This is a genomic window from Cupriavidus sp. a3 (genome assembly GCF_051015765.1).
Lineage (GTDB): Bacteria > Pseudomonadota > Gammaproteobacteria > Burkholderiales > Burkholderiaceae > Cupriavidus > Cupriavidus oxalaticus_A.
Genome location: NZ_CP170643.1, coordinates 3,474,949 through 3,496,736 on the forward strand (window position 1 = coordinate 3,474,949; position 21,788 = coordinate 3,496,736).

Sequence of the window (21,788 nt, forward strand, 5' to 3'; positions counted from 1 at the left end):
TCGGCAAAAAATTGTTTGGATGCTCTCTGCCGAACTTGTGGCTCGGGTTCAAGCGGTGCGCGTCTGCATGGAAGACCGCCTCATAAGCGGCCGGATGAGACAACCACTGATGTCGTGTGAACCGTCGATGATACTGCAATGCACCAGCGCGGTCTATGGTTGTTTTGCGCCGGTTTATAGGGTTTTACGCAGGGGCAGATGCCGGTTTCCCGCTGCACATTGTCTCTCCCTCAATACAAAGTGGTACATGCGCAGGTTTTTTTGCTAGCATCGCAGCACCTTGCGCATGCTACGGGCCGTACGCAGCACATTCCACATTCGCAAGGCTGAGCAATCGACGCCGCACCAAGCTGCACACCAAGCCGCACTCTGCCTGAATGGCCACCGACCAGGAACTGACCGATTTTCTCGCCAGCGTCGAACGCCGCGCCTTCAAGCAGGCCGTGTTCGCGGTGCGCGACGACGAGGCGGCGCTGGATATCGTGCAGGACGCGATGATCAAGCTGGCCGAGAAATACGGCGACAAGGGCGCCGCCGAATTGCCGCCGCTGTTCCAGCGCATCCTGCAGAACACCATCCACGACTGGTTCCGCCGCCAGAAGGTGCGCAACACGTGGGTCACGTTGTTTTCCAGCCTGCGCGACGACCGCGACGGCGGCGACGATAGCGACCTGCTGGAAACGCTGGAGGCGCAGGCCGGCTCCGAATCGGCGGAAAGCAGCGCCGACAAGGTCGAGCGCGCGCAGGTGATGCACATCATCGAGCAGGAGATCCAGCGCCTGCCGGCGCGTCAACGCGAGGCATTCCTGATGCGTTACTGGGAAGATATGGACGTTGCCGAAACCGCAGCCGTCATGGGCTGCTCCGAGGGCAGCGTCAAGACGCACTGTTCCCGTGCCACGCATACTCTGGCGCAAGCCCTGCGCGCACGGGGGGTCCGACTATGAGCATAAACGAGAGAGATATCCGCGAACGCCGGTTCGCCCATGAGATTCGCACGGCACTCGATGCCAGTGCCGAGGCATTGCCGGCCGACATTGCCGAACGGCTCGCCGCCGCGCGCCGGATTGCGCTCGCGCGCAAGAAGGCCGAAGTGGCCGTGCCGGTGCCGCAATTCGCCATGCCGGGACCGCATGTCCCGGTGTTCGACGATGACGACTCGCCGCTGCACCGCGCCGGTGCCTGGCTGCGCCGCCTGGGCCTGATCTGGACGCTGGTGGCGCTGGCCGCCGGCCTGATGGGCATCTACCACTGGCAGCAGCAGAAACGCGTCGAAGAACTGGCCGATGTCGATGCGGCCATGCTGCTCGACGACCTGCCGCCCACGGCATACGCCGACGAGGGCTTCCACGTCTTCCTGAAACACGGGCAATAGCATGGCGCCCGCACTGCCCCGCCCCGACGCCCTGCGCCGCCGGCTGGCCGCGCTGCTGCTGGCCGTATCCGGCGCCGCGGCCGGCTGGTCCCTGCTGCCAGCCGCCGCGCACGCGCAAGGCGCCTCCGGCGCCACGCCGGCACACGCGGCAGCCAGCGCGCGCCCGGCATGGTCCGAGCTGAGCCCGGTCAATCAGCGCATCCTGGCGCCGCTGCAGCCGCTGTGGGACACCCTGCCCGAACTGAACCGCCGCAAGTGGCTGCGCATTGCCGAGCGCTACCCGAAGTTCTCGCCGGAGGAACAGGCGCGGCTGCAGGCGCGCATGGCTGAATGGATCAGGATGACGCCCCAGCAACGGCGGCTGGCGCGCGAGAACTACCAGATCACCCGCGCGCTGCCGGCCGAGAAGAAGGCCGAGGCCTGGGACAAGTACCAGCAACTGCCGGAAGAGCAGAAGAAGAAGCTGGCCGCCGCGGAGCGCGTGCCGAGCCGGCCTGGTGCCGTCAGCGCGCTGCCGAGCACCAAGCGCCTGCCGGGCGGCACCAGCCACGCGGTCCGGCACGAGCCCAGGTCCGCCGGCGCGGGCGGCAAGCCTGCCAGCGAAGCCCAGGCCGCTTCTGCCGTGGCCGCATCGCCGGCAACGGCATCCGCGCCCGCAGCGCTGCCGGCCACTCCAGCCAGCGCCGCGACCGCCGCGGCCGCCAGCACCGCTACGGCTGTACCGGAAGCCGCTACCGAGGCCGCCGCGGCCTCCGAAGGCACGGCGCGGCAGTAGTCGGCCCGCCCGATGGGTGGCCGCCGTGCCCTTTGGCATAATGGCTGTCTTGCGCGTCCCGCGCGCGCTTGCGCCGCCCTTCTTCGCCTGACATGCCCGCTGCCACCACCCTCGACCCCAAGCCCGCCGCAGCTCCCGCGCCCGTGGCACCGCCGCTGCGCCGCCGCATTGCCTGCATGCTGTACGAAGGCGTATTGCTGTTCGGCGTGATGAGTGCTTCCACTGCCTGCTACCTGCTGCTGCGTCCGCTGCTGCGGCAGGTCGGCGCGGACGGTCCGCTGGCGATCCAGCTGTGGAGCTTCGTGGTGATGGGCCTGTATTTCACCTGGTTCTGGCAGCGCAACGGCCAGACCCTGGCCATGCAGACCTGGCGCATCCGCGTCGAGAACGCCGCCGGCGCGCCTCCGCGCTGGCCGCAGGCGGCGCTGCGCTACGTGCTGGCCTGGCTGTGGCTGCCGCCGTCGGCGGCGCTCGGGCACTGGCTGGGGCTGGTCAAGGGCCCGTTCGTCGGCGTGCTGTGCGCCGGCCTGCTGGTCTGGATCCTGCTGGCCTGGCTCGACCCGCGCCGGCAGTTCCTGCATGACCGCCTCGCCGGCACGCGGCTCGCGGACCTGCGCACGCCCAGGGCATGACGTTCGGCGCCGCCGGCATCCGCCGCCTGGCGGTGACCGCGCAGGCGGCCGCGGCGCTTGGCATCGGCGCCGCCCTGGTGCGGCTGGCTGGATGGCCCTGGCCGGGCGCGCTCGCCGCCGGCGTGGCGATGATCCTCGGCGGCTTCGCCGCCGGCATCGCCTTCGCCTTCGCCTTTACCGGGCGCGGCCTGTGGGTGGCGTCAGGCCACCGCCCGCCCGCGCCGCCGCAAGAACTCGCCGCTACACGCCGCCCGTTGCGCGTGCCTGAAGCACTGCGCTGCTACCTGAACGAGATCCGCTCCGTGCTGCGCATGTTCGACTGGCTGCAGCCGTTTCGCGCCCGCGCGCCCTTTGCCCCGCCCGCCGACGCCCTGCCCGGCCGCGACGCACCGCCGGTGCTGCTGGTCCACGGCTACGCCTGCGGGCAGGCGATCTGGCTCGACATGCAGCCCGCGCTGGCGGCCGCGGGCTACCGCTGCGAAGGGATCGACCTGCTGCCGGTCTTCGGCGATATCGACGACTACGCGCACGCGCTGCTCGGCGCGATGCGGCGCGTGACCGCAGATTACGGCCGTGCGCCATTGCTGGTGTGCCACAGCATGGGCGGGCTGGTGGCGCGCGCGGCGCTGCGGCTGGCTGGCGACGAGGACCTCTGCGCCGGCATCGTGACCCTCGGCACCCCGCACCATGGCAGCGCGCTGGCGCGCTTTGGCGGGGGTCATAACGCCAGGCAGATGCGCTGCGGCAGCCTGTGGCTTTCCGCGCTTGCCAGCGCGGAAAGCCCGCGCCTGCGCGCCCGCATGGTGTCGGTGTTCAGCTGGCACGATTCAATCGCCGGGCCACCCTGCACCGGCTGGCTCGAGGGTGCCGGGCATATCGCGCTGTCAGGCATCGGCCATGTGTCGCTGCTGCGGCATCCGGCGGCGATCCGGGCGGTGCTGGATGCGCTGCGGGAACTGTCGGCACGCGGACGCTAGCCGACATCGGAAGCATCGCGGCTGTCCTGCTTGCGCCACGGTTTCCCACGCTTCACAAGTCAGTCATGTTTCCGTCACGGCGCCGTCATCGCGCGCTGGCTGAATGCAGCCATCGCCGCTACCGGGACTGCCATGGTGCAAGCACTCCGATCCGCCCGCGGATACCTGTCGAAGGCCGCGCAACTGAAGCAACGGCTGCGCCGCAGTTCCGGCGGCAGCTGGGATACCGCGGCACCGCTGAGCGCGTTCCTGCCTCCGGGCCTTGACGCCGCCGCCCTCGCGCCGCTGCGCGAGCAGCCGGACACCTATCCGGCCGAGGCGCACAAGATCCACCGCTACCGCGCCATCTGGCTGTCCGACATCCACCTGGGCACGCCCGGCTGCCAGGCCACCTACCTGCTCGACTTCCTCAAGCACAACGAATCCGACCAGCTCTACCTGGTCGGCGACATCATCGACGGCTGGCAGCTGCGCCGCGGCTGGTACTGGCCGCAGAGCCACAACGACGTGGTGCAGAAGCTGCTGCGCAAGGCGCGCAAGGGCACCGAGGTGATCTACGTGCCCGGCAACCACGACGAAGCCGCGCGGCAGTTCGACGGCATGGCATTCGGCGACATCACCGTGCGCGAAGAGGCGGTCCACGTCACCGCCACCGGGCGCCGGCTGTGGGTGGTGCACGGCGACCTGTTCGACGGCGTGGTACAGCACGCGCGCTGGCTGGCCTACCTGGGCGACTCGCTGTACACGATGATCCTGGCGCTGAACCGGCACTTCAACCGGCTGCGCGCGCGGCTGGGCTTCCCGTACTGGTCGCTGTCGCAGTTCCTGAAGCACCAGGTCAAGAACGCGGTCAACTACATCAGCGCCTTCGAGACCGCGATGGTCGACGAAGCGCGCCGGCGCGGCTGCGATGGCGTGGTCTGCGGCCACATCCACAAGGCCGAGATCCGCGAGGTCAACGGCCAGCTCTACTGCAACGACGGAGACTGGGTGGAAAGCCTGTCGGCATTGGTCGAGACCATGGAGGGCGAGCTGAAGATCGTCTACTGGACCACGCTGATGGATCCGCCCGAACCGGCCGCCCGCCGCCGGCGCCGTGCCGCGGTGGCAGGCTGATGCCGGCCCCGCATTCCTCCCGCGCCCCTGATTCCGCATTGCCCTTCCAACGCCCCCTAGGAGGCTGCATGAAGATCCTGATCGTCACCGATGCCTGGGAACCGCAGGTCAACGGCGTGGTGCGCACGCTCAAGTCCACGCGCCGCGAGCTGGAGGCACTGGGCCACACGGTCGACATGATCACGCCGCTGGAATTCCGCACGGTGCCGTGCCCGACCTACCCCGAGATCCGGCTGTCGCTGTTGCCGTCGGCGCGGGTGCAGCGGCGCATCGAAGCATTCGCTCCCGATGCCCTGCATATCGCCACCGAAGGGCCGCTCGGCCTGGCCGCGCGGCGCCACGCGCTGCGCCGGCACCTGCCCTTCACCACGGCCTACCACACGCGCTTCCCGGAGTACGTGCAGGCGCGCTTCGGCGTTCCGCTGGCCTGGACCTACCGCTTCCTGCGCTGGTTCCATGGCCCGGCGCAGGCGGTGATGGCGCCGACGCCGGTGGTGCTCGACGACCTGCACCAGCACGGCATCGACCACGGCGTGCTGTGGACGCGCGGCGTCGACCTCGACATCTTCACGCCGCAGCGCGCCAACGTGCTCAACACGGCGCACCCGATCTTCCTGTACGTGGGCCGCGTCGCGGTGGAGAAGAACGTCGAGGCCTTCCTGGCGCTGGACCTGCCCGGCTCCAAGTGGGTGGTCGGCGACGGCCCCGCGCTGTCCGCGCTGCGCGCGCGCTATCCGGGCGCCAATTACCTGGGCGTGCTGAGCCAGCCGGAACTGGCCCGGGTGTATGCTTCGGCTGATGTCTTCGTGTTCCCCAGCCGCACCGACACCTTCGGGCTGGTGCTGCTGGAGGCGCTGGCCAGCGGCCTGCCGGTGGCGGCGTACCCGGTCACCGGCCCGATCGACGTGCTGGGCGACAGCCCCGCGGGCGTGATGCACGAAGACCTGCGCGAAGCCTGCCTGGAAGCGCTGCGCATCGACCGCGCCACGGCCCGAGCCCATGCCGAACGGTTTTCATGGCGCGCCGCCTCCGAGCAGTTCCTGGCCCACTTGCGGCCGTTCGCTGCCGGAAAGCCCGGCGGCGCGGCGGCCCAACCCGCATCGCAAAGCCATGCCGAAACCCCATCCGGAGCTGCCGTCCGACCCGCCCCTGCAGAGGCCGCCGGCAGCCCAGACCGCTGACTACACGATCGAGCAGAACCCCCACAAGGGCAACCGCGGCCTGGCACGCGCCTGGCACGCCGCCATCAACTCGCTGTCCGGCCTGCGCTACGCGGTGCTGGAGGAAAGCGCGTTCCGCCAGGAGCTGACGCTGGTGGCGATCCTGGCGCCATGCGCCTTCCTGCTGCCAGTGGGGGTGGTCGAGCGCATCCTGCTGCTCGGCACGCTGCTGGTGGTGCTGATCGTGGAACTGCTCAACTCCAGCGTCGAGGCGGCCATCGACCGGATCTCGCTGGAACGCCACAGCCTGTCCAAGCGCGCCAAGGATTTCGGCAGCGCCGCGGTGCTGCTGGCGCTGGTGCTGTGCGGCGGCACCTGGCTGGCCATTGCCGGGCCCCACGTGGTGCAATGGGTGCGGGCGCTGGCGGGCTGAATCCGGGGCAAGGCGCCAGACGGGAGGTGGCCCGGGCCGATTGCTTATAATCGCAACCCTGCCACGATTCACCGATCGACCGACCGCCCGGACGCCCATGGAACCGAAACCGCAAACCGGCCCCCGCCGCACCAGGGACCGCATCCTCGACGTCTCGCTGCGCCTGTTCAACGAAGTCGGCGAACCGAACGTCACCACCACGACGATCGCGGAAGCGATGGAGATCAGCCCCGGCAATCTCTATTACCACTTCCGCAACAAGGACGACATCATCAACTCCATCTTCGTGCGCTTCGAGCAGGAGATGGAGCGCCGCCTGAAGATGCCGGACGACCACAAGGCGACCCTGGACGAAAGCTGGGGCTACCTGCAGTACATGTCCGAGTTCCTGTGGAACTACCGCTTCCTGTATCGCGACATCAACGACCTGCTGGCGCGCAACCGGATGCTGGAGACCAACTTCAAGCGCATCGTCGAGCAGAAGCAGCGCTTCGCGCACGAGATCTGCCGGCAGTTCCTGGAAGACGGCGAGATGGAAGCCACGCCCGAGCAGGTCGAGGCGATCTGCACCAACATGGTGGTGATTGCCACCTACTGGCTGTCGTTCCAGTTCGTGCAGCATCCGCGCCAGTACAACGATGCCGAGCAGATCCGCGGCTACCTGCACGGCTCGAGCTACCACATCTTCTCGATCCTCGCGCCCTACCTGCGCGGCCGCGCGCGCGAGGCCTTCGACCAGCTGGCCCGCGACTACGCGGCGTCCAAGGCAGCCGCCGAGGCGGCAAAGGAAAAGAAGTGAAATCCGTCTGCGTCTATTGCGGCTCCAGCCCTGGCAACCGCCCCGAATATGCCGAGGGCGCGCGCCTGCTCGGCCGCACGCTGGCCGAGCGCGGCCTGGCGCTGGTCTACGGCGGCGGCAAGGTCGGCCTGATGGGCACCGTGGCCGACGCGGTGCTGGAACACGGCGGCACCGTCATCGGCATCATCCCGGAAGCGCTGATGCAGAAGGAAGTGGGCCACCGCGGCCTGACCGAACTGCACGTGGTGCGCAACATGCACGAGCGCAAGCAGATGATGGCCGACCGTGCCGATGCCTTCATCGCCATGCCCGGCGGCGTGGGCACCTTCGAAGAGCTGTTCGAGACCTTCACGTGGCTGCAGCTGGGCTACCACGACAAGCCGGTGGGGCTGCTCAACGTCGGCGGTTTCTACGACGGCATGCTGGGTTTCCTCGGCCATGCCGTGCAGGAAGGATTCCTGAAGCAGGTGCATGCCGACCTGCTGCATGTGGCGGACCTGCCCGGCACGCTGCTGGACCAGCTGGCCGCCGCGCCGCGCGTGCGCGTGGACAAGTGGCAGCAGGCCCGCGACAAGACCTGACGCCCGGCGCGGATCCTGCCGCGCCTAGAACGACGAGCCCGGCCGCTGCAGGAACGCCAGTTCCTCCGCCGTGCTCGGCCTGCCCAGCACCGCGTTGCGGTGCGGGAATCGGCCAAAGCGCGCGATGATCTCGCGGTGCTTGTCGGCCCACTCCACCACATCCACCTTCCCGCCACTGGACTCGCGCAGCTGCGTCATCAGCCGCACCGCCTCGTCCTGGTCTTCCAGCGCTTCCGAATGCTCGAACGGCATGTAGCAGAACATGCGGTGGTAGTCCGTCGGCAGCTCGCGGTCCATGCCGGTCGCGACGATGCGCCTGGCCAGCGCCAGCGCCTGCGCATCGGTGCCGAAGCTGCGCGGATCGTTGCGGAACATGTTGCGCGGGAACTGGTCCAGCAGCACCACGCGGGCACAGGCGCCTTCGGGGGTGACCGACCAGTCGTCCGGCGCGCCCTCGCTGGCGACCTGCCAGTCAGACAGGAAGTGCGTGCGGATGCGGTCGTCGAAATCATCCGACTTGGTGAACCATGCGCGGCGCTCGGTATTCCAGGCCGCCGAACCAGGCTGGTCGAACCAGAAATCGAGCACGCGGCAGGCACCTTCGGGCAGTTGCACGGACATGGGTGGAGATTCTTTCTCAGTGAGCAGGGGAAGGAAGGCGCCTCAGCGCGCCACGTTGCGCATCCATTTTTCCTGAATACTACTAACTATTAGTGGACTGCAAATCATTGATTTCATTAACCTTTTCCTTACTAACAGATTTTCATGGCAACTGGCGCGCGCTAACAGCCGGGCAGTACCGTGAGCTTGCCATCCAGTTGCGCCCGGAGTCGAGCGTTCTCGTCGCGCAACGTTTCGTTAAGCGATGCCAGCCTTGCAATGTCACCCTTGGCTTCTATGTTTTCCTTGCGCAACTCGACATTACGGCGCCTGGCGTCCTTCAGTTCGGCAGCCTTGGCATCACGCTGCTGGCGGGTGCCTCGGCCCATTTCCTCGCGAATCTCTTCAGCGAAATCGGGATAGACGTTGTGGATGGTGGGTGGCGTCACACCGGCCTCAAGAGCGACTGCAGAAATGCTCATTCTCACCCCTTTTTCCCGAACCCGCGTTCTGGCGAGCTTAAGGCTTGCCAGCGTCATCTCGCGATCGCGTGGCCTAGGTTCCCGCTTTAGGGTGGCGTCAGAGGATTTCATGATGGGATGCAGTCGTTTTTGTAGGCTTCCGCTTGTTCGCCAGACGGCAGAGCAATGCCGAGATCACTCAAAACCTGCTGTGAGCTTCGTATCGCGCGCTGCACCTTCTGTGCGACGGCAGGACCGCAATCAATGGCCGCTAGGCGTAGGTTGTCAAGATGAATCATCTGCCATGCGGAACCGTGATCGCTGTCGATGACACTGTGGGAGCATCCGGCGCAGCGGCCAGGGTCGTAGACCCCCTGCCCCCTGCAGCCTGCGGTGCCGCTCAGACACCAACCATGACCGGTACTACGCAGGTTGATCACCTCGGCGGTATGTAGCAGCAGATCCTCCATATCGCGAACCGCCGTCGCTCGAGTCTGCATCAATTGTCGACCGGCGCCGCCGCTGAGCAATGCGTCAGGCCGCATCCAGCCTTCCATTAGCGCGGCACGAGCCGCAATCTCCTCGTCCCTCAATTCCCGATACAAGGCCTGGTCCTGACGAGGATTGGCCGCATAGAGCTCGGTCCACGACATGGAGGCGTGCTTAAGTTGCCATTTGAGGAAAACCAGCCCCATTCTTCCGAGACGGGAGTTGGCCACGTTATAGGCGAAAGTGCGTCGACACTGGTGGTTGGCCAAGCTGGGCCAATCCGTACCGACGCCTGCAGCATCGGCCAGCTTCTTGAGTTGCTCATTGCAGGCGCCCACAGTCATCACAGTCACGCGGGAGCCAGTCCCTAAATGATCCGAGCGCTTCGAGTCCACCCCCAAAAACAGGTGGTTCCGAATCTCACGGACATCGTTAAGACGCTGCACCGCCTCCACGAGCGTCATACGCTCTGGCGCCCTCCCCTGCTGGAGAAGCGATTCGAGCCAACGCGCCTCGTCCGCCAAACGCTGCTGAAGCGGCTCGGCAAAACGCTGCAAGACAACCAGCGCCTGGATGGCCTCAGGAGGAACGAGGTAGTCCACCGGGCCTTGGCCAGTCTTGATTTCCCGTGTATGCACCCAATGGAAAGTGACCCCATTGTGTGACTCGCTTCGCCAACAATCGCGGGTGATACCCATTGCCTCGCTATTGCGCATGCCCGAGACGACCTCTATCAGGTACAACGCGGCATCCCGCACCCGGGTCAGCGCATACGAGAAAGTCGTGATCCTTCCCGAATCTCGCGCTTGAAACAGCGCGTCAGCCGATTCTAGAGAAGCCTCGCAGTAGCTGAACAGTTTTCGCTGCGCGGAACGTGGGATGACAGGTGTCTTTGCGACGCGACCAGCTTTAGCATTTTTTTGGTCGTCATTGCATGTACAGGCCTTCCCAAGGCTAACTCCTCCCCACGGATGTTCGGTGAGCGGATAAAACACTTCCAGCGGAAAGTGCCAGACCAAGTCGATGAGTTTCAATTTATTTCGGATGGTGTCTGGCTCAATTCTTTTCTTCAACTCCGAAATATAGTCCGACAGATGGAGTGCGCGAAGCTGACTGAAGTTGCTGATGCCTATAGAAGCCAGGTAGCGAAGCACCGGCAACCCCGCAATTGCTGCATGTATCACGGACCTCGCTGCCCAAGGTTTGCCGCGAGGTCCTCGACGCAAAGCACAATAGAGGGCGGCCCTGGCATCGTTGAGCAGCGCCTCGGGGATGTCATCGGGCCAGTCGAACTCATGTTCGCGCCATGTCCTATTTTCTGCTTTTTGCTCCGAACCCATGGCCCATGTTGAGTCGCCGATGCGACTGACCGGATATTCGTTACCAAAATCGTCAGCCACCGCAGTCACCACGACCACATCCCGCTCCGCCTGCGACAGGCCCACGAGAGTGCTCGGTTGCCGTGACAAGAGGTCAAACGCTCGCGGACATGCCTGGACTGGAAGCGTGGAGATGGCAGTAACGGAAGCGGTGCGTCGCTCCCCATCGGATACTTCGGGCCCATCCCCGGCCACTGCAGTTGCGCCTATAGGACTCCGCGCGCTCGTGCTCTCTCGCTTATGAGGCATGATTGTCTTCCTTAGCATCACTTATGTAGGAAGCGGTGGCTGCGGCATCTGCGCCAGGCGTTGACGCCCGCGCACGCCTGCTCATCGTCATCTGGTGCTCCCAGAATGGATGCAACCGCTTCTGCGCCATGCGTCGCGCTTCGCTGACAATGCGGGGAGGGAATTGCCGTTTCGTAAAGTTGTCAATGTACGGAATCGCGAGTCGATAGCGGTCACGAAGGTCCTCGAGTGCGTAGTCACTGGTGCGCTCCGGGCCCCTTGTCGCGTCAAGGTATGCCAACTCAGCCCTCGCAAATGCCTGAAAGCTGAACAGCCGCCAGAGTTCATCCACCGTTCCAACGATGGCAAAGCTGGAACAGAAAAGGCACATGACAAAACGATCGCAGTGGTTGTGACCATCCTGCGGCGCGTACTCTCCGTTCAGCGTGTCCTGACATCCCGCCACCGGGGTGCGCTCCGGCGCCAAGGTCACAGGCATGATCTGGACAACGCAGGGGGATGGAGTAATCGCCGCGCCGTGGACGCCATCATGGCGCATCGGGTCCAGATATTCCTCGTTCATGAATTCGGCGGCTTCTTTCCGTCGCGCTTCGTTCATGGAGGGATAGTTGCCACCTGCCACGCGTGGCGTATTGCCCATTAGGTTTGCCGTCTTCGCCAAGTCTCCGTCAGTGACACGCAGTGCCCGGTCAAAAAACGACTTACGCAGACGACTGAGATTGAGGCGCAGCCTTTCACCATTGTCCGAACGCAAGTCGTGACGAGTAATCAGTGCCCTGATCGCATACGATAGCGTCACAAGCGTCAGGGCGGTGACGGCATTCTTTTCAGCCGGACTTTGGGAGAGATATAGCCATACCCGGTTCCGAAACCGGTGTGGCGCTCTTTCTAGCAGCGCCTCGGTACTTCGGATAGCTTGTTGCACGACGGCACCCTCAGCCAAACCGAAAAAAATCTCTTCATCGTCGTCACCGCTCCCCGCCGAAGGCGCCGCCCGACCGGGCTTCGACTCCACTTTCTTGCTGCGCCCCTTCCGTGTGCGCATACGTATCGTGCCGGGAAACAGGCCGGGGAACATGCTGTTGCGGTCCAGTTCGAGGATCGGCGTGGGATTGTGTCCTTGTCGGTGTGCGACCAACAACAGCCTTAGCGCCTGGACGTCCATGGGTTTAAGCTCCAGATGCCCGTGATGGATTGCAACGAGATCGGTCTTGATCGCATTTGCCACCCTCTCCTGCTCAGCATCGCTCAGACTCGTCTGTCGGCTCTCCCCATTGCCCACGGGTAAAGCCCCTCTCCGAAAAAAGCGCGTCGGCTCCCCCGCAATGTATCCCTGCTTGAACATCTGGAGCAGCATGGACTTGACCCCGTTGCGCCGGGCCCGCACCGAACTTTCACGGTTACCGGCTTGCTGTCCGCGTAGTCGCAACCAATTGACGAACGCCTCGGTGTGCAACGGCGATAGCGCCGCCGGCGTGGCAACGCGCGGCGCCTTTTCCCCCTCGGTCAGAAAGATGAAGAATTGCTTAATATGGCTTCCGTAGGTGAAGATCGTGCTGGGTTCCCGCGAGCCCGAGAGGAAGAGCGATCGCAAACAGGCCACGACCGCCCACACCCACGCGTCGATTCCGCGGCCCAGCCAGTCATTAAGGTTGATGTTTGTTTCACCGCGGACAAACCGTGCGTCCGGCCCTAGAAGCGCCTTCGCATCAATGCACGCCTCGCCGGGATTGCCGATGTAAGGCGCGGTGACCTTCTGCGCCGCACCGGCGTGAAACTGCTCACGGCGCACAGCGCTTACTTCATAGTTCTTCTTTCTCGCCATGAGAGAATTTTGGGTAATGAATAGCTACGAGCGATGGCATTTGGCGCTATACGCGCGGAGATGCGGTGTTACGTCGTAGAGGCTGTCAAACTCATTCATCATGGCTAGCGCCTCCTTACCCAGCATCCGCTCAATCTGCCGGAGGTACACCATCGTCGTGTTCACGCTTTCGTGACCAAGGCGATCTCGCACATACATGAGCGGCTCCAGTTCGATCTGCGGATTCGCCCTGAGGAGCAGCAGCGTGTGGATGGCGTAACTGTGTCGGAGCATCAGCGGCTTGATAGGAAATCCCACTCTAGTTCCTAGATCCTTCATCACTTTCCGCGCCGACCCTTTGCTATACGCGTTCCCATGTACCGTCAACAGGAGTGTGTCTTGCTTACGCCCAGCGACAACATGCCGGTTTCGTTCGAATTGGGCATAGGCATGCATCTCCTCCATCAGGCTGTAGGGCACATGTACGGTTCGTCCCTTTCCAATCTTGATCTTCATATCACGCGGGCTAAGGAACACGTCGATGAGCGTGCCTGGCTTCAGATCAGGCCGAGCAGCCGGGTCGAAGACATAGGCCAATGGAAAGGTGCGTGCTTCGCATGACCGCAGGCCGGCGCGCGCCATCAGGTCGAAAAGCAAACGCTGTGCAGTGGACCGGATCGCTGACCGAGCGGTACGCACCTCCTCAGCAGTAAGGAAGGCCGGTTCCTCTTCCCATTCATCGAGCAATACGTCGGAGCTGAGCAGCATCCGACTACCGCCCTCAGTGTCGTGGACGACGACCTCTGAGTAGCTGACCGGCATTTTCGCGATCATTCCGCGCCGCATCGCCCATTCGTACATGCCGACGACGCGCTCTAGACGACCATTAATGGTGCTTGGATCTAGCTTCAAGTCGCTGGCCTGCCAGTCCCGGTACACAGTCACGACACTTTGGCCCTCCGAATCAAAAGGCTCATCCCACGCTACACCATTGGCATGAAGGTAGCTCGCGTAATCCCACAGCTCCCGCCCGTAGTTCTCCCAAGTCGCAATCTCCAGCTTCTTGCCTTTTTCCAGCAGACGCCAACGCAGGTAGGCGTGGAATGGTTGCGCCGGCGTCATGTCGTCGTTGAGAATCAAAGGAAATCCGGGGCGCGGACGATTGGCAAAAATGTAGTCTTCCGTGGCAAGAACGAACCTCATGTTCAGCATTCCACGCCGCATCTGCGGCTCTTTTGAATGGCGCCCAATCATCCGCTCCCAGCCTAGGCGCATAGTTGGGCCAACAGACCTGCACCCACGTCTCGGCAAAAACCCAACTCGGTCCAGTCATTCATTGTGTCGGCGTTGGCTTATGACGTTTGCTCAAAGTCGATGCACTCGCCAGTCGACACCCTCCCGCAAGAGACTCATCGAATGATCTTCAACGACGCCGTACGCGAGGAAGTATCGGTAGATGCTGGCAGACGAACTTGCCACCGTGCTGAGTGCGCTCGCCCGTCAGCGATCCGGGCCCGACTTGCGCGGACCGTTTTTCTCGACAAGAAGCAGACGAGCGTTCGCCCGCGCCTGAAGGCAAATCGCGCGAGCCCAGCCGCTTTGACTCCAGCCAGGACGCAAACTCGGAGAGACATCGAAGGTGGCCGCGAATTGTGGACGGGGATACGTACGCGGCGACCCAGTGGTCGGCGCAGGACCCTCTTTGCTGTGGCCCCGAGGCCAAGGTCAAGTTCGGAGGGCAAAAAAGCACAGGGAGTGCTTCTACATGATCCGTGCGGCACTTCACATTGACGACTTTCACAGCGTTGCTCCGGGCTGTTGATTCAACGAATCGCCAGTTTGCGAGCGCGTATGAGTGACGCCCGGAAGGTCTATTGGCGTTGACCCGGCGTAGACGAAGGCATTCGGCTGATGCGCGACTCAAAATTGAACTCCCAGGACTTGGGCCGCGCAATGCCGAGTTCCATGCACTATATGCATCTCACGCCGACGCCGGCATGACATGCAGACACGACGAAATCGCGTCACGGCAGGCGTGTCTGCTGTCAAGACGCATGACCACGCCCTTACAGAGACCTAGCCAAACCGACCTTTTGCATTTTTCCTTACCACCCTCAATGTAAGGCTAATTATGTTGCCCCGCCTGGCGAAAAAATTCGGACACATGCCGGAGCGGCCAAGGCATGCGCCGCAAGGAGTAGTCTGGCTCGACGCTTTACTGGGGTGTCGCCCCCCCCCTCCGTCAGCCCAGTGGCTGACTTGTGTGGAACTCGGCACAATACGGGAGTTCTCGCGCTTCGAGTACGTCCCCGACGACCCGCATGCCTATTCCGCCCTTTACCGACTTTGGCCTTCTGCCCGAAGGCATCCACGTGTGTTCGCCCGAGGAAATCGTGGATCGCTACTGCGCCAATCCGAATCGCCAAGCGATCTGGGAGCGATTTCTCCACTGTTGCGCCGAACTGCGTGATCTGGGGTGGGTGCAGTCAGTGCTCGTCGATGGCGGCTTCACCAGTGACAAGCCAGTGACGAAAGACATTGATGTGGTCATCGACGCCAACCATCTGGACGACGCGAGCTTCTACTCAGCGTGGGTGTGGTGGGTCGCAAACCGTCAGCGGATCATGGACGACCTCACCGTGGACCTGTGGCTGCACCACCAAATGATGCCAAATGACCTGTCGCAGTTCTTCTGCTACGTAAAAGAACCGGAGCGGCTGCAACGGGGCGCCCCCGAAGGCGTCAGAAAAGGTCTCTTGAGGATTTCGTTATGAGCGCTGTCGATCGGCTGCATGCAAAAGCTCGGTACTGGCAGGGCCAGATCGCCGGCATCGTGGCGTTGTCCCAACGCCTGGGCAAAGACACCCCACCGCTGGATCACCTGTACCAGCAGCTTGAACGGCTGTACGAAGACGAATTTCCGCTCGCAAAAACGATCGACTCGTCTGATCTGGTTGCCCACTTTCTCGGCCCCGCGGTCGAATCCGACACGCCGGCGGCGTCCGTCGTAACCTACGCGCTCGGGGTCCTGCGCGAGCAGATCCTTGGCGTCTCACGCTCGCTGTCGTTACTGGGGGAAACCGAAGGCGACCTGCCCGAAGCGCTGGAACCACAACTGTCGGGCCTGGCCAAAGGAAGTTTGTTTGTCGGAATCCGCATTCCGACGGCGGAAGACTCGCAGGAAAAGGGCCAGATTGAAATTGCCGAGGCGCTTCACCCGCTGTCTGAGCAGTTGCGCGGCGCTGTTCGCGGCTTGGCAGTGGTGTCCAAACACATCAGTGATGATGAGATTGATGAGGGGCTACGCGCAGACATTCCCGACCCCGGTTTACGAGACGCATTGGTGGTGGCGGCGAGCCGGATCGCACCGACAGGGAGAAAGGGCATCAGCTCGGTGGGTCTGTCGTCAAAAGGCGCAGAAGGCGTTGCGCCACTGACACCAAGAAGCCGCACGGTTCTGCGCCAGGCCATTGCCAAGCCCAAGAATCAGGGTTACTCGATGGGCGAATTTGCCGGGGCCATCCGAAAAGTTGACCTGGATGCGCGCCGATTCGAGATCCGCAACGTCGCCGGCATCGGACGCCTGCGGTGCGCCTATCTGCAAGATCTTTCCCGGCACGTCTCCTCCGCGCTCGGGCACTATGTGCGCGTCAAGGGAACCTATGAAACCGCAGAATCCGGTATGCCGCGCATGCTTTATGTCGATGAAATTACGCTGCTTGAACGCCCACAAGAACAGCGGTCATTGATTTAGTTGGAAGGCCAAGGTCCAAGGCGCCGCACGATTGCCGAACTCCACCTTTGGAGACAATCACCCAACCGCTGCATCTACGTCTTGCCCAAGCGCAATGAAAACAAGCGCCCGGACCTACAGGACCGCCCCATCATGACTGAAACATCGATGGATTGCTCGATTAGACGATCCCTTTGGCACCCGAGTAAGGGCAAGGTGGAGAGACTCTATCAAGAGGAACTCCTGAAAATAACGCAGCCGCTTCTGATTCTCAGGGAAGCCGGGATAGATATGGCCTGCATCTGGCCGACCTGCAGAACGCAGGCTGCTTTTCTGAAGAAGCTTCTCTCGGCAATTCCCCCGCCCGTCCGATTTGCTTCCGAGACGCTTATGGCCACGCGTGGGATGGTCACGGGAATCTGCCGGACTGGCTGCAGCGCGCCGTGAACGCTGGCCAGTCGATCGAGCATTTTCGTGTAAAGCCATAGGGCGGGAGACATGGATGCCGTCGCCCGACCAGTTCTCCACTTCTACCATTGAAACATGACCGAAACCGCGCGTTACGTTGCTGAGTTGGCACGGCGGGAGGGGATCGAGTATTCGGCGACCTACGCCGACGAATGGGCCACAGCGGTGACCGGGCTACTGGGTGACGAGGTGACGCCTGATGCAACGGATGATCTGCTCGTTGCCCTTACGCGCGCTGGCAAGCTGTCCCCCCGCGACATGGTCGCCTTAGTCATCGCGCATCATAGGGAACTGAAACAGCACGTTTAACGTCGTCCGTCCGTTTGGATGGGCTGGACTACGGCACCGGCCTTCGCACCATTCCACGGACGGATAGGTTCCCAGCGCGATACGTCGGCTCCTTAGCGGCCGCCGCGACAGGCCATCTACAGGTCCACCAGCGCGCATCCGACCGAGACCGGCCATGAAGCGCCGTTGGGAGGCCTTCATGATCGGTCACTCGAAGGTCGGTTTCATCACTGATAGCGGCCGCTTCCGCCAGAGCTTCTGCAAGAGCGGGTCAGTGCCTGCGTCGATTAGCGCTCCCTTGTCTTGAGGTCGCGCGCTGGCGGAAAATGGCCCGTCATCTGGCCTGCCGCGGAAACGTCAGGATAAAACGGGTCTTGCCCGCGGACGACTCTGCGGAGATCTTTCCCCCGTGAGCGACCATGATTGCCTGCGTGATCGACAAGCCCAGCCCCACACTGTCGGTCTCCGCCCGGGTCCGTGACTTGTCGGCACGAAAGAACCGGTCAAAGATGGACGGCAACAGCTTCGGGCTGATCTCCTCGCCCTCGTTTTCCACGACGATGGTTGCATTGCCGGGCTGCTCGCTGGCCTCGACCAGGATCCGCTTGCCTTTGGGCGTATAGCGCAGGGCGTTCGACAGCAAGTTGCTGAGCGCGCGGCGCAGCATCAGGCGATCGCCGACGATCCTGGCCTTGCCCTGCAGGTGCAAGTGCACGCCCTTGTCTTCCGCGAGCGCGTCATAGAACTCGAACAGCGCGCGCACCTCGTCGGTGACATTGATGGCCTCTTCGCTGGGCAACGTGATGCCATGCTCCATTTTTGCGAGATAAAGCATGTCGGATACCATGCGGCCCAGACGCTGCAACTCTTCGGCATTGGAGGCAAGTACCTCGCGATATTTTGCGGCGTCGCGTGGCTGGGACAATACGACGTGCGTCTGGGTCATCAGGTTCGTGATCGGCGTGCGCAATTCGTGCGCGAGATCGGAAGAAAACTCAGAAAGACGACGAAAGTCGTCCTGCAAGCGTTCGAGCATGGCGTTGAGGGTGACCGCCAGGTCCGCCATTTCCACCGGGACTGCATCCACGGGCATGCGCGCATCCAGCTTGTGCGCATTGACGCCGCTGGCGCGCGAGGCCATCAGCCGCAACGGCGACAGGCCGCGCCGGGCTGCCCACCAGCCGAAGAGGCCGCTCGCGATCGCCGCCAAGGTGATATAAAAGGCCAGGGATTTTCGAAAAGCATGCATGAAGTGGGCATGTATTTCCGTGTCCATGCCCACCATGATGGACAACGGGCCGCCCTGCCCATCGGCAACGGTGGCCAGGGCGCGCATCCCGCGGTACTGCTGGCCGCCCTGCTCCCAGACAAAGGCGTTGTCGCCTTGCCGCAGCCGGGCAACAGCCTCGAACGCACTGCCGAAATCAAACCCGCCGGTCGCATACAGCGCCTGCCCCTGAGCGGTCTGGACATGCGCCACGAATCCAGGATGGTGCTCCACCATTTCCTTCAGCCGGGCCGGAAGTCCTTCGACCGGCTGTTCAGCGGCAATTCTCTGAATCAGTCGAATGTTGTCGTCCAGGACCACATAGTCCTCAATGGCAAAATGGTGGTCCATCGCCAGCCAGATCAATATCCCCAGACCCAGCAGCACGACCGTGGATGACAGGGAAAACAAGATTGTCAACCGCATGGTCAGCGACAGACGCTGATTCATTCCTCGCCCTCCGGCATTTCGAGCACGTAACCCATGCCTCGGGCCGTCCGGATCAGCTTGGGCTCGAAATCGTCATCGATCTTCGCTCGGAGACGGCGAATGGCGACATCAATGACGTTGCTGTCGCTGTCAAAATTCATGTCCCAGACCTGCGAGGCAATCAACGAGCGGGGCAGGACTTCGCCGCGGCGACGGGCCAGCAGTTCCAGCAAGGCAAACTCCTTGCTGGTCAGAGGAATCCGTCGACCCGCGCGGGACGCCCGTCGCCGCGCCAGGTCGAGTACGAGGTCCCCGACCTGGATGCGGTCCATCGCCAGTTGTGCGGTACCGCGACGCAACAAGGTACGCACCCGGGCCAGCAGCTCTGAAAATGCAAAGGGCTTGACCAGGTAATCATCCGCACCCAGCTCAAGCCCCTTGACCCGGTCGGCCACGCTGTCGCGCGCGGTCAGGAACAAGACCGGAACGGCGTTTTCAGCGTCACGGATGGCCTTCAGGATGCGCCAACCATCCACATCGGGCAGCATCACGTCGAGGATGACGAGATCGTAGGACTCATTCATGGCCAGGTGCTGGCCGTCGATCCCGGTGACGGCCAGATCGACGACGAAGCCGGCCTCGGTCAAGCCCTGCCGAAGGTACTCGCCAGTCTTCGATTCATCCTCTACTACCAACAGCTTCATTGCGAGCCTCCCGAAATTGGACTGCGAGCAAGCGTTCGAGGCGTGCCCTGCCTGCGGCTAGTCTACCCAGACGCCACCAAAATGACCGGAACCTTACCGAAATGTAATGTTGGAGTCAGTTCGCGGTAGCCTCGTCCTCGTTACTCTCAATGCGCCGCCAGAGACGCGGCCATCCACAGGACATAAGGACAAATTTCATGCGACGCGACCGACCGTCTGGCATTGTGCTGCCCCACCTTCCCCGCCGTCGTTTCGTGCAAGGCCTGGCGGCAGGCGGTGTCATGGCGGGACTGGCCGGCCTTGGCGGCGGCGCATGGGCGCAGGCAGATGCCCTTGCACGCGCCGGATACGGCACTGCCCCGGTCCTGCGCGGCACGGAATTCGACCTGGTAATCGCGGAGTCAGCCGTCAACTTCACCGGCAAGCCTGGTGTGGCCACAACGATCAATGGCATGCTGCCCGGTCCCACGTTGCGCTGGCGCGAAGGCGACACCGTCACCATTCGCGTCACGAACCGGCTCAGTGAGCCAACCTCGATCCACTGGCACGGCATCATCCTGCCGTTCGAGATGGACGGCGTCCCGGGGATCAGCTTCCCCGGCATTGCTCCGGGGCAGACCTTCACCTACCGCTTCAAGGTGAGCCAGACCGGCAGCTACTGGTATCACTCGCATTCCGGCTTCCAGGAAATGACCGGCGTGTACGGCGGCATCGTGATTGACCCGGCCTCTGGCAAGGGCCCGATCCAGGCCGATCGCGACTATACGGTATTGCTGTCCGACTGGACCGATGAGGATCCGATGCGAGTCCTCTCGAAATTGAAAGTCCAGAGCGACTACTACAACTACAACCAGCCAACGGTCGTCGACTTCTTTCGGGACGTCTCCAGCGAGGGCATGAAGACCGCACTCGCCAAGCGAAAGATGTGGAACGAAATGCGCATGAACCCGACCGACCTGGCGGACATCTCGGGGGCGACGCTGACATACCTGACCAATGGTGTCACGCCGGCAGGCAACTGGACGGGCCTGTTCAGGCCCGGCGAGAAGGTGCGGCTGCGCTTCATCAATGGCGCCGGCAACACCTTCTACGACGTGCGCATTCCTGGCCTGAAGCTCAAGGTGGTGCAAGTCGACGGCCAGGATCTGGAGCCCATCACCGTAGACGAATTCCGGTTCGGGCCGGGCGAAACCTGCGATGTGGTGGTGGAGCCCCGCGACGATGCCTACACCATCTTCTCCCAGGCCATGGACAGGTCGGGCTATGCCCGTGGCACGCTGGCGGTCCGCGAAGGCCTGAGTGCATCGGTTCCGGCCCTCGACAAGGTCGAGTGGCTGACCATGGCGGACATGATGGGCGACATGGGTGGGATGAACCATGGCGGGATGGATCATGGCGGCATGAACCATGGGGGCATGGATCACGGCAGCGCGGGCATGCAAAGCATGGATCATGGCGCGATGAACCACGGGGCGGCGCCAATGGACCACAGCCAGCACGCCATGGCTGGCATGGGGGCGGACGATTCCCTCAAGGTTCCAAGCACCAAGGCGCGGCATGCGAAGACCGAATACGGCGCCAGCACAGATATGCGCGTCGACATGGCCCGCACCAATCTGGACGATCCCGGCATCGGCCTGCGCAACAACGGCCGCAAGGTTCTCACGCTGGCGGACCAGCACACCATCGGCGGCCCCCTGGATGCCCGAGGGCCCGGACGTGAGGTGGAGCTGCACCTGACCGGCAATATGGAGCGCTTCACCTGGTCATTCGACGGCGTTGAGTTCGGAAAGTCGAGCCCCGTCTATTTCAAGCACGGGGAGCGGCTGCGCGTGATCCTGCACAACGACACGATGATGACCCATCCCATGCACATGCATGGAATGTGGAGCGAACTCGAGTCTCCGGATGGCAAGTTCCAGGCGCGCCGGCACACGATTGCGGTACAGCCGGCACAGCGCATCAGTTTCCTGGTCACCGCGGACGCCCTCGGCCGCTGGGCGTGGCATTGCCACCTCATGATGCACATGGATGCGGGCATGTTCCGCGAAGTATTGGTGGCTTGACCT

Annotated in this window: 22 protein-coding genes; 15 read left to right on the forward strand and 7 right to left on the reverse strand. The window is 63.3% G+C overall.

Features of this window, described 5'->3' with window-relative positions; translation table 11 throughout:
• Positions 1–377: 377 nt before the first annotated feature.
• The 10 genes from ACAD63_RS16685 (at position 378) to ACAD63_RS16730 (ending at position 7,848) form a co-directional block, all read left to right on the forward strand.
• Positions 378–947: an RNA polymerase sigma factor gene (locus ACAD63_RS16685; RefSeq protein WP_133094151.1), complete on the forward strand. Its 570-nt coding sequence runs from the start codon at positions 378–380 to the stop codon at positions 945–947.
• On the forward strand, positions 944–1,375 hold the full coding sequence (locus ACAD63_RS16690; protein ID WP_135704877.1) for a DUF3619 family protein: 432 nt from the start codon (positions 944–946) through the stop codon (positions 1,373–1,375). Before ACAD63_RS16685 ends, ACAD63_RS16690 begins: the two co-directional genes overlap by 4 nt.
• A gap of 1 nt (position 1,376) precedes the next feature.
• Positions 1,377–2,150, forward strand: coding sequence for a DUF3106 domain-containing protein (locus tag ACAD63_RS16695; protein WP_133094149.1), 774 nt, complete (start codon positions 1,377–1,379; stop codon positions 2,148–2,150).
• A gap of 92 nt (positions 2,151–2,242) precedes the next feature.
• Entirely contained in the window at positions 2,243–2,782 is a 540-nt protein-coding gene (locus ACAD63_RS16700; protein ID WP_133094148.1) for an RDD family protein, read from the forward strand.
• On the forward strand, positions 2,779–3,759 hold the full coding sequence (locus ACAD63_RS16705) for a lipase family alpha/beta hydrolase (RefSeq protein WP_195428140.1): 981 nt from the start codon (positions 2,779–2,781) through the stop codon (positions 3,757–3,759). The genes ACAD63_RS16700 and ACAD63_RS16705 overlap by 4 nt, the downstream gene beginning before the upstream one ends.
• A gap of 132 nt (positions 3,760–3,891) precedes the next feature.
• Positions 3,892–4,875, forward strand: coding sequence for a UDP-2,3-diacylglucosamine diphosphatase (locus ACAD63_RS16710; RefSeq protein WP_195428142.1), 984 nt, complete (start codon positions 3,892–3,894; stop codon positions 4,873–4,875).
• 68 nt (positions 4,876–4,943) lie between these two features.
• Entirely contained in the window at positions 4,944–6,056 is a 1,113-nt protein-coding gene (locus tag ACAD63_RS16715; RefSeq protein WP_135704873.1) for a glycosyltransferase family 4 protein, read from the forward strand.
• Positions 5,986–6,468, forward strand: coding sequence for a diacylglycerol kinase (locus ACAD63_RS16720; protein WP_195428144.1), 483 nt, complete (start codon positions 5,986–5,988; stop codon positions 6,466–6,468). The genes ACAD63_RS16715 and ACAD63_RS16720 overlap by 71 nt, the downstream gene beginning before the upstream one ends.
• 97 nt (positions 6,469–6,565) lie before the next feature.
• A complete protein-coding gene (locus ACAD63_RS16725) occupies positions 6,566–7,267 on the forward strand; it encodes a TetR/AcrR family transcriptional regulator (protein ID WP_133094143.1) in 702 nt (233 codons plus the stop codon).
• Complete coding sequence (locus ACAD63_RS16730; protein ID WP_133094142.1) at positions 7,264–7,848, forward strand: TIGR00730 family Rossman fold protein; 585 nt, start codon at positions 7,264–7,266, stop codon at positions 7,846–7,848. The genes ACAD63_RS16725 and ACAD63_RS16730 overlap by 4 nt, the downstream gene beginning before the upstream one ends.
• Positions 7,849–7,872: 24 nt before the next feature.
• Here ACAD63_RS16730 and ACAD63_RS16735 read toward each other — a convergent pair whose 3' ends face one another.
• From ACAD63_RS16735 to ACAD63_RS16755, 5 genes are all read right to left on the reverse strand, one after another.
• Entirely contained in the window at positions 7,873–8,469 is a 597-nt protein-coding gene (locus tag ACAD63_RS16735; protein ID WP_434032975.1) for a DUF924 family protein, read from the reverse strand.
• A gap of 161 nt (positions 8,470–8,630) precedes the next feature.
• Entirely contained in the window at positions 8,631–9,041 is a 411-nt protein-coding gene (locus ACAD63_RS16740) for a TetR family transcriptional regulator (protein ID WP_434032976.1), read from the reverse strand.
• On the reverse strand, positions 9,038–10,843 hold the full coding sequence (locus ACAD63_RS16745) for an integrase (protein WP_434032977.1): 1,806 nt from the start codon (positions 10,841–10,843) through the stop codon (positions 9,038–9,040). The genes ACAD63_RS16740 and ACAD63_RS16745 overlap by 4 nt, the downstream gene beginning before the upstream one ends.
• A 172-nt stretch (positions 10,844–11,015) precedes the next feature.
• On the reverse strand, positions 11,016–12,851 hold the full coding sequence (locus tag ACAD63_RS16750) for a hypothetical protein (RefSeq protein WP_434032978.1): 1,836 nt from the start codon (positions 12,849–12,851) through the stop codon (positions 11,016–11,018).
• A gap of 24 nt (positions 12,852–12,875) precedes the next feature.
• Positions 12,876–14,033, reverse strand: coding sequence for a tyrosine-type recombinase/integrase (locus tag ACAD63_RS16755; RefSeq protein ID WP_434032979.1), 1,158 nt, complete (start codon positions 14,031–14,033; stop codon positions 12,876–12,878).
• A 1,118-nt stretch (positions 14,034–15,151) separates the two neighbouring features.
• On the opposite strand from ACAD63_RS16755, the gene ACAD63_RS16760 reads away from it, so the two are divergent.
• The 4 genes from ACAD63_RS16760 to ACAD63_RS16775 all read left to right on the forward strand — a co-directional run bounded on the left by ACAD63_RS16760 (position 15,152) and on the right by ACAD63_RS16775 (position 17,340).
• Positions 15,152–15,604: a DUF6932 family protein gene (locus ACAD63_RS16760; RefSeq protein ID WP_434032980.1), complete on the forward strand. Its 453-nt coding sequence runs from the start codon at positions 15,152–15,154 to the stop codon at positions 15,602–15,604.
• Positions 15,601–16,584, forward strand: a complete 984-nt coding sequence (locus ACAD63_RS16765) for a hypothetical protein (RefSeq protein WP_434032981.1) — start codon at positions 15,601–15,603, stop codon at positions 16,582–16,584. Before ACAD63_RS16760 ends, ACAD63_RS16765 begins: the two co-directional genes overlap by 4 nt.
• Before the next feature lie 410 nt (positions 16,585–16,994).
• Positions 16,995–17,051 carry a hypothetical protein gene (locus tag ACAD63_RS16770; protein ID WP_434034002.1) on the forward strand — a complete coding sequence of 19 codons (57 nt, stop codon included), beginning with the start codon at positions 16,995–16,997 and terminating at the stop codon, positions 17,049–17,051.
• Positions 17,052–17,106: 55 nt separating this feature from the next.
• Entirely contained in the window at positions 17,107–17,340 is a 234-nt protein-coding gene (locus tag ACAD63_RS16775) for a hypothetical protein (protein WP_434032982.1), read from the forward strand.
• A 313-nt stretch (positions 17,341–17,653) separates the two neighbouring features.
• Here the strand turns inward: ACAD63_RS16775 and ACAD63_RS16780 are convergent, their stop codons facing one another.
• Positions 17,654–19,036, reverse strand: a complete 1,383-nt coding sequence (locus tag ACAD63_RS16780; protein ID WP_434032983.1) for a heavy metal sensor histidine kinase — start codon at positions 19,034–19,036, stop codon at positions 17,654–17,656.
• The gene (locus ACAD63_RS16785; RefSeq protein WP_434032984.1) at positions 19,033–19,719 is read right to left on the reverse strand and encodes a heavy metal response regulator transcription factor; all 687 of its coding nucleotides are present in this window, start codon (positions 19,717–19,719) and stop codon (positions 19,033–19,035) included. The genes ACAD63_RS16780 and ACAD63_RS16785 overlap by 4 nt, the downstream gene beginning before the upstream one ends.
• Before the next feature lie 197 nt (positions 19,720–19,916).
• Between ACAD63_RS16785 and ACAD63_RS16790 the strand changes: the two genes are divergently transcribed.
• Positions 19,917–21,785: a copper resistance system multicopper oxidase gene (locus ACAD63_RS16790; RefSeq protein ID WP_434032985.1), complete on the forward strand. Its 1,869-nt coding sequence runs from the start codon at positions 19,917–19,919 to the stop codon at positions 21,783–21,785.
• Positions 21,786–21,788 lie beyond the last annotated feature (3 nt).

What these genes read in the sequence shown, in the direction of transcription:
- ACAD63_RS16685 (WP_133094151.1), top strand. Translation starts at nt 378, where the DNA reads ATGGCCACCGACCAGGAACTGACCGATTTTCTCGCCAGCGTCGAACGC.
- ACAD63_RS16690 (WP_135704877.1), top strand. Translation starts at nt 944, where the DNA reads ATGAGCATAAACGAGAGAGATATCCGCGAACGCCGGTTCGCCCATGAG.
- ACAD63_RS16695 (WP_133094149.1), top strand. Translation starts at nt 1,377, where the DNA reads ATGGCGCCCGCACTGCCCCGCCCCGACGCCCTGCGCCGCCGGCTGGCC.
- ACAD63_RS16700 (WP_133094148.1), top strand. Translation starts at nt 2,243, where the DNA reads ATGCCCGCTGCCACCACCCTCGACCCCAAGCCCGCCGCAGCTCCCGCG.
- ACAD63_RS16705 (WP_195428140.1), top strand. Translation starts at nt 2,779, where the DNA reads ATGACGTTCGGCGCCGCCGGCATCCGCCGCCTGGCGGTGACCGCGCAG.
- ACAD63_RS16710 (WP_195428142.1), top strand. Translation starts at nt 3,892, where the DNA reads ATGGTGCAAGCACTCCGATCCGCCCGCGGATACCTGTCGAAGGCCGCG.
- ACAD63_RS16715 (WP_135704873.1), top strand. Translation starts at nt 4,944, where the DNA reads ATGAAGATCCTGATCGTCACCGATGCCTGGGAACCGCAGGTCAACGGC.
- ACAD63_RS16720 (WP_195428144.1), top strand. Translation starts at nt 5,986, where the DNA reads ATGCCGAAACCCCATCCGGAGCTGCCGTCCGACCCGCCCCTGCAGAGG.
- ACAD63_RS16725 (WP_133094143.1), top strand. Translation starts at nt 6,566, where the DNA reads ATGGAACCGAAACCGCAAACCGGCCCCCGCCGCACCAGGGACCGCATC.
- ACAD63_RS16735 (WP_434032975.1), bottom strand. Translation starts at nt 8,469, where the DNA reads ATGTCCGTGCAACTGCCCGAAGGTGCCTGCCGCGTGCTCGATTTCTGG.
- ACAD63_RS16740 (WP_434032976.1), bottom strand. Translation starts at nt 9,041, where the DNA reads ATGAAATCCTCTGACGCCACCCTAAAGCGGGAACCTAGGCCACGCGAT.
- ACAD63_RS16750 (WP_434032978.1), bottom strand. Translation starts at nt 12,851, where the DNA reads ATGGCGAGAAAGAAGAACTATGAAGTAAGCGCTGTGCGCCGTGAGCAG.
- ACAD63_RS16755 (WP_434032979.1), bottom strand. Translation starts at nt 14,033, where the DNA reads ATGAGGTTCGTTCTTGCCACGGAAGACTACATTTTTGCCAATCGTCCG.
- ACAD63_RS16760 (WP_434032980.1), top strand. Translation starts at nt 15,152, where the DNA reads ATGCCTATTCCGCCCTTTACCGACTTTGGCCTTCTGCCCGAAGGCATC.
- ACAD63_RS16765 (WP_434032981.1), top strand. Translation starts at nt 15,601, where the DNA reads ATGAGCGCTGTCGATCGGCTGCATGCAAAAGCTCGGTACTGGCAGGGC.
- ACAD63_RS16775 (WP_434032982.1), top strand. Translation starts at nt 17,107, where the DNA reads ATGACCGAAACCGCGCGTTACGTTGCTGAGTTGGCACGGCGGGAGGGG.
- ACAD63_RS16780 (WP_434032983.1), bottom strand. Translation starts at nt 19,036, where the DNA reads ATGAATCAGCGTCTGTCGCTGACCATGCGGTTGACAATCTTGTTTTCC.
- ACAD63_RS16785 (WP_434032984.1), bottom strand. Translation starts at nt 19,719, where the DNA reads ATGAAGCTGTTGGTAGTAGAGGATGAATCGAAGACTGGCGAGTACCTT.
- ACAD63_RS16790 (WP_434032985.1), top strand. Translation starts at nt 19,917, where the DNA reads ATGCGACGCGACCGACCGTCTGGCATTGTGCTGCCCCACCTTCCCCGC.